General features: G+C 66.2%; 9 protein-coding genes. 2 read left to right on the forward strand and 7 right to left on the reverse strand.

The annotated features are described in order from the left end of the window. Positions 1–1,066 (reverse strand): MFS transporter (locus JF597_RS49825; protein ID WP_294012769.1); only part of this gene is annotated, 1,066 nt, incomplete at its 3' end. Between the two features lie 180 nt (positions 1,067–1,246). Next, positions 1,247–2,062 carry an oxidoreductase gene (locus tag JF597_RS49830; RefSeq protein WP_294012771.1) on the reverse strand — a complete coding sequence of 272 codons (816 nt, stop codon included), beginning with the start codon at positions 2,060–2,062 and terminating at the stop codon, positions 1,247–1,249. A 236-nt stretch (positions 2,063–2,298) separates the two neighbouring features. Between JF597_RS49830 and JF597_RS49835 the strand changes: the two genes are divergently transcribed. Further along, the gene (locus JF597_RS49835) at positions 2,299–2,460 is read left to right on the forward strand and encodes an alpha/beta fold hydrolase (protein WP_294012755.1); all 162 of its coding nucleotides are present in this window, start codon (positions 2,299–2,301) and stop codon (positions 2,458–2,460) included. Between the two features lie 210 nt (positions 2,461–2,670). Here JF597_RS49835 and JF597_RS49840 read toward each other — a convergent pair whose 3' ends face one another. Together JF597_RS49840 and JF597_RS49845 are read right to left on the reverse strand one after the other, a co-directional pair. Next, a complete protein-coding gene (locus JF597_RS49840) occupies positions 2,671–2,838 on the reverse strand; it encodes a hypothetical protein (protein WP_294012757.1) in 168 nt (55 codons plus the stop codon). After that, on the reverse strand, positions 2,839–3,213 hold the full coding sequence (locus JF597_RS49845) for a hypothetical protein (protein ID WP_294012759.1): 375 nt from the start codon (positions 3,211–3,213) through the stop codon (positions 2,839–2,841). 337 nt (positions 3,214–3,550) lie between these two features. On the opposite strand from JF597_RS49845, the gene JF597_RS49850 reads away from it, so the two are divergent. Beyond that, the gene (locus JF597_RS49850; RefSeq protein WP_069760922.1) at positions 3,551–4,375 is read left to right on the forward strand and encodes an alpha/beta hydrolase; all 825 of its coding nucleotides are present in this window, start codon (positions 3,551–3,553) and stop codon (positions 4,373–4,375) included. A 98-nt stretch (positions 4,376–4,473) separates the two neighbouring features. Here the strand turns inward: JF597_RS49850 and JF597_RS49855 are convergent, their stop codons facing one another. From JF597_RS49855 to JF597_RS49865, 3 genes are all read right to left on the reverse strand, one after another. Further along, positions 4,474–5,052 (reverse strand): ATP-binding protein, encoded by a 579-nt coding sequence (locus JF597_RS49855; RefSeq protein WP_294012762.1) that lies wholly within the window; start codon positions 5,050–5,052, stop codon positions 4,474–4,476. 118 nt (positions 5,053–5,170) lie between these two features. Then, on the reverse strand, positions 5,171–5,416 hold the full coding sequence (locus tag JF597_RS49860) for a DUF2630 family protein (protein ID WP_079140855.1): 246 nt from the start codon (positions 5,414–5,416) through the stop codon (positions 5,171–5,173). Positions 5,417–5,716: 300 nt separating this feature from the next. Beyond that, positions 5,717–6,045, reverse strand: a 329-nt coding sequence (locus JF597_RS49865; RefSeq protein WP_294012767.1) for a TetR family transcriptional regulator, incomplete at its 5' end; no start/stop codon positions are given.

The raw sequence follows: 6,045 nt of genomic DNA on the forward strand, positions 1-6,045 counted from the left end.
GGCCGAGCAGCACCAGCCCCTGCAGGATGACACCGGCGTACGAGGTGTTGATCTCCAGCCGGGTGAGGAAGAACATGCCGGTCCCGGCGAGCAGGAAGCCCGGAGCCATCAGCAGGCGCGGGGGAATCCGGGTTATCAGACGGGTGCCGATCTGGGTGGAGCCGACCATCAGGCCGCCGATCAACGGCAGGAAGGCGAGGCCGGTCCTGACCGGGGAGTAGCCCTTCACGAGCTGCATGTAGTAGGTCAGGAAGAGGAACAGGCCGAAGAGCGCGATGATCGCGAGGCCGAGGGAGAGGTAGACACCGCCGCGGTTGCGCTCGGTGATGACGCGCAGGGGCAGCAGCGGGGCCCTGACCTTGGACTCGGTGAAGACGAACGCGGCGAGCAGCACCGCCGCGGCGACGAACAGGCCGACCGTCGTGGAGTCGCCCCAGCCGTCGGACTCGGCGCGGGTGAAGGCGTAGACCAGCGTGACGAGACCGAGGATGGACAGGGCGACGCCCGGGATGTCGAGCGGCGAGCGGTTGCGGCTGCCGGACGGCTCACGGATGACGAAGTACGCGCCCGCGGCCGCGATGACGGCGAACGGGATGTTGACGAAGAACGTCCAGCGCCAGTCCATGTACTCGGTGAGGACGCCGCCGAGGATGAAGCCGACGGCGCCGCCGCCACCGGCGATCGCGCCGTAGATGCCGAACGCCTTGGCGCGCTCCTTGGGCTCTGTGAACATCACGGCGAGCAGGGAGAGCGCGGCGGGCGCGAGCAGCGCGCCGAACGCACCCTGCAGGGCACGGGCGCCGAGCATCGTCGCCTCGTTCGTGGCCGCGCCGCCGAGGGCGGACGCGGCGGCGAAGCCGATCAGACCGGCGACGAAGGTGCGCTTGCGCCCCCAGAGATCCGCGATACGGCCGCCGAAGAGCAGCAGACCACCGAAGGCCAGGGCGTACGCCGTGATGACCCACTGGCGGTTGCCGTCGGATATGCCCAGGTCCTGCTGGGCGGACGGCAACGCGATGTTCACGATCGTCGCGTCCAGCACGACCATCAGCTGGGCGAGCGCGATGAAGCGCCTTGGCGGTGGCCTGAGCTGTTTCGGACATGGGGATACCCACTTCGGGACTTCGTGGCGAAGAACGATGAGAGAAGTTCAGAGAGACAGAGCTGGAGATGACCTGGCAGTGGCTGGGTGAGCCGGCTCCCGGCGACGATCGGATCGCCGGGAGCGCTGCACTGTCCGCAGGTCTCAGCCGGCCAGCTGGTTGGTCTTGCGGACCTGTCCGTCGAAGACCCCGGCGGGAAGGATGCGGTGCGCCGCGCTGAGGATCCGGGCGCTCCGGCCGGCGGTGTAGCGCACCTTGGGCTTGGAGTCGGTGGCGGCCGCGACGATCGCCTTCGCGACGATGGCGGGATCGTCGCCGTCCGCGTTGACCGCCAACGCCAGCTTGTCGGCGATGCGCCGCTGCTCCGCGTAGATGTCCATGGGCATGTCGGGCTCGACGGTGTTCGCCTCGAACGAGGATTTGGTACCGCCCGGCTGGACGATAAGGGCCCGGATCCCCTGATCGCGGATCTCGTGATCCAGGGACTCGGTGTACCCCTCGAGCGCGTGCTTGGACGCCGAGTAGTTGGCCATGTAGGGCGCGGGGAGGAACCCGAGGACGGACGAGATGTTGATGACGCGCCCGCTTCCCTGGGCGCGCATGTGCGGGAGAACGGCCTTGGTCATGCGCATCGCACCGAAGACGTTGATGTTGAAGAGGCGCTCGGCCTGAGCGAGAGAGTTTTCCTCCCACGCTCCCGAGGAGCCGATGCCCGCGTTGTTGACCAGGACGTCGATCCGCCCGAACCGCTCGATCACCTGCTTGACCGCGGCAGCGACCGAATCATCGCTGCCCACATCGAGGGCGAGGAACGTCACGCCGTCACGACGGTCGGCTCCCGACGTCTTCCGGCTCGTTCCCACCGTCTCGAAACCCGCTTCGGCGAGCGCGAGGGCGGCCGCCTTTCCGATACCCGTGGACGCACCTGTCACGAGTGCCACCGGTCGAGTTGTCGCCATCATGAGCTCCCTTGGTTTTGAAGTACGGTCGTATGTCTTACGTTCGTACGACCATACGGGGATCGTCGGTCGATGGCAAGTGGTCGCGTCCGGCGGTTCGGGACCGGGCCGGCATCGGCGTATCGGCCGGCTGGGCCGACGGTCGGGACGGGGTGTGTGGCGGTCATGGCTTGCTCCACGCGGTCGGTACGACGGAAGCCACTTTCGGCGTCGCGTAGAGGAACCCGAGCTTCTTCGTGTTCGGTGAGGCCGACAAGAACATCCCGGCCGCTGCCCAGCACTTCATGGCCGAGCGAGCCAAGGCCGAGGTGGTCGTGGCCATCGACGGCGCCTCCCACGCGGTGTTCGCTTCCCACCCGGACGAGGTCGCAGAGGTCATCCTGCGCGCCGGAGCCTGACCGGCGCCCTGCTGGACGGCAGGCCGACGACGGTTCGGTGTGGGGGGCGTCGGTGTGAACCGACTGGACGACTGGAGCAGGCCCGGATGACGGTGTCCGGGCCTGCTCCGTGTCCCGATCCCGGTGACGGCTCACCGACCGGGTGAGCGCCTGTGCCGGGACCCCTGTGCTCGCAACTGGAGCAGTGCGGTGGCGAAGTCTCGAATACCTTCACCACCGCACAGGGTCGGTCTTCGTTCGAAGCCAGACCATGGGGTTGCCGCTGACCGTCTTCTCCGCCGGAACATTTGGCTGGACGACATCCCAGTCCTCGGCTTCGGCTATGCGTCCCTCCTCGAACCGGAAGATGTCGACGATGGCGGCGTCGCCCTCCGGCAATCACCCACTGGTCCTGCTGTGAGCGATGACGTAGTCGCCGTCCTGGAAGATCCGCTCCGGATTCCATTCGAAGCGCACCAGCCCCGGAACTGCCGCACGCAGGCCGTCCGTGCTATTGGGAAGGTTCGGACTGTGTTTGTTCGACCCGGGGAGTGCCGTGAAGGTCCCGACCGGCGTGAAGAGCCGGTCGTCCAGCGCGATGGTCGCATCCACCCTCTGCCGGGACAGGTCCGCCACGTGGACCACAGTGGTGCCGTCGGCCTCCTGCCAACTGGCGAGGAACACGTCCGGACGAATCTCGGCGATTTGTACGTCGCCGGTCTCGATGTGACCGTCGGCGGCCAGTCCGGCGCCATCGACAACCTCGAACGTCATTCTTGTGTCCGAGTGGTAGGTGAATCGCGCCTCGGACCGGCCCATATCGGCTGCCCATGTCCTCCTGCAAGATTTGCCGGCATGACTGCTCTCCTCGTCTCGCTGACGAGGACGATGTTCGGCAAAACGCCCTTCGGGCACCACCCGCCGGATGGCTGGGTCGCCTCACCCTGCCTCCCGACCAGGCGTCCGACGTCGACCGTCATCAGCCCAGTCGTCCGACGGTCGCAGGATGACGGGAGGCTGTTCAGTATGGGATTCAGTAGGGTCGAGCAATAGGGAAGAAATTTCCGGCTTGTCCCGAACAGCCGCGCGTGGACCGAGAACGGAGATCGGAATGCCTTTCATCACCACGAACGACGGTACGGAGATTTTCTACAAGGACTGGGGTTCGGGTCAGCCGGTGGTGTTCAGCCACGGCTGGCCGCTGTCGGCGGACGACTGGGACAACCAGATGCTGTTCTTTCTTCGGAACGGCTACCGGGTCGTCGCTCACGACCGCCGAGGTCACGGCCGATCGGCGCAGGTCGACGAGGGGCACGACCTGGACCACTACGCCGACGACCTGGCTGCGGTAACCGCTCACCTCGACCTGCGCAACGCCATCCACGTCGGCCACTCGACGGGCGGCGGTGAGGTGGTGCGTTACCTCGCCCGCCACGGCGAGGAGCGCGTGGCCAAAGCGGCGCTCATCGCCGCGGTCCCGCCTCTCATGGTGCAGACCGAGGCCAACCCGAACGGTGTGCCCAAGAGCGTGTTCGACGACATTCAGGCGCAACTGGCCGCGAACCGCTCGGAGTTCTACCGGGCGCTGCCGTCCGGCCCGTTCTACGGCTACAACCGCCCGGGTGTCGAGCCGTCCGAGGCCAACATCCAGAACTGGTGGCGGCAGGGCATGATGGGTGGCGCGAAGGCGCACTACGACGGCGTCGTGGCGTTCTCGCAGACCGACTTCACCGAGGACCTCAAGAAGATCTCGGTTCCGGTTCTGGTCATGCACGGCGACGACGACCAGATCGTGCCGTACGAGAACTCCGGCCCGTTGTCGGCGAAGCTGCTTCGGAACGGCGAGCTAAAGACGTACGCCGGATTCCCTCATGGCATGCCGACCACCCACGCGGACACCGTCAACGCTGACCTGCTGGAGTTCTTCCGTTCTTGACGCCTCAAGGGATCAAGGGATCAAGGGAGATGACTGAGCCCGGGTGCCCGCTGTACGTCAGGGGTTCCCGGGCCGGACGGTGTGACGCCCAGCTTCAGTCAGTGGTCGCCGGCTGCCAACAGGTTGTCCACCCAGCTGCGAGTCCGCTCGAGTCGATCCGCTGCCAGAAGGAGTGCCGACGGACCGCGGGAGGCCTCCTGAAAGACCGTCAACGTGCCACCGTCCGGCTCGTCCCGCAGCAACCATGTCTGGTAGAAGCTGAGTCCACCCGGTGCAGGTCGTCGACGAGGATCAGGAGAGGGGAATCGGCCGCGACCGAACGCAGCCACAGCCCGGCTGCGTTCGACACCACGAGCCGGTCGGGGGCGGGCCGATGTCGAAGCCGAGTGCGCAACGCAACGCGGTGCGATGCGCGTCGGAGAGCGAATCCATGTCGTCGCCGAGGGAGAACAGCAACTGGTTGAGGGCGTAGTAGTTGACGTCCGCCCGAACTGCACTCCGGCGGCCGGCAGGAAACGGGTGCCATTCTTGGCCTCCATGGCCGCGAACTCGTCGAGGACCGCGGTCGTGCCCAGCCCGGCGTCGCCGACCACCAGCAGAGCGCCACCACGTACACCCGCCGCCTCGAAGAAGTCACGGATCGAACCGACGTCCTTGTCGCGGCCGATCAGCTCCATCGCGCGTCTCCAACTGAAATGCGGCGATCACGACAAGCATCATCCGCCCGGTGGGTTGGACCGTACGCGTGAAGTTGTAGGTGGGCTTTTCGGTTGACTTGAAAGTCCCCTGACGCACTCAGCTCAGGTAGTTCTCGACCTGCGAAGCCGGACGCACATGGGCCTCATCCGGGTCCTCGCCGAATTCGGCCTTTGCGCGTCGCTGGCGCAACAAATCCCAGCACTGGTCGAGTTCACGCTCCAGTTCGCCGAGGCGCTGCTTTTCTTCCTGCGTATCGATTTGGCCCTCTTGGGCGGAATCCCGCAGCTTGCGTTCCTGTTCCACCATCGCCGCTATCCTGCCGAGAATTTCTCCCTGATCCATTGTTCCTCCAAGGGGTCCCAGCTGCACCATGACCTGACGCGGCGTCACATGATCTGGCGATCACCTGTCAGTTTTACCGAACTCTAAGACGCGTTACTTGAGGACGCAAGGGACGTCGCGTGCACGCCTTGTCGTCTCAACTTCCCTCCGTGGCGCCAAGTGTTACCGACACCTACTACAACTGTCGGTAACACTTGGAAGGTCTTTCCAGGGTGCGAAACTTACCCGGCCAGTTTCGGATTGCGGACTGTGAAGAAGCCCGGTCGGCCGAAGCGGCTCGCTGTAGTGCTCCGACACCCACTACGACGCCCCGAGGCCGTTCAGCAGGGTGTCCACGACGACGTCCGCCGCCTGCCCGGGGCTCAGCTCGGGCAACTGGCGGGACACGAGGTGCATGAGCTGGGGCAGCAGCGCGCTCGCCCATCCCTCCGGCACGCCGGATCGCAGGAGACCTTCGTCGGTGGCGCGGCGGAGGAAGGTGTCGACCTCGTGGACGGAGGTGTCACGGCGTGCGCGGACGGCGTCGTCGAGCACGCGGGTGAGGTCGACGGGCCAGGTGCGGTTGACGGCGATGATGTTCTCGACGTAGCGGTGCAGGGCGACGGCGACCGGGGCTTCGCGCAGCCGTG

The sequence above is a fragment of the Streptomyces sp. genome, from assembly GCF_019510245.1.
Taxonomy (GTDB): domain Bacteria; phylum Actinomycetota; class Actinomycetes; order Streptomycetales; family Streptomycetaceae; genus Streptomyces.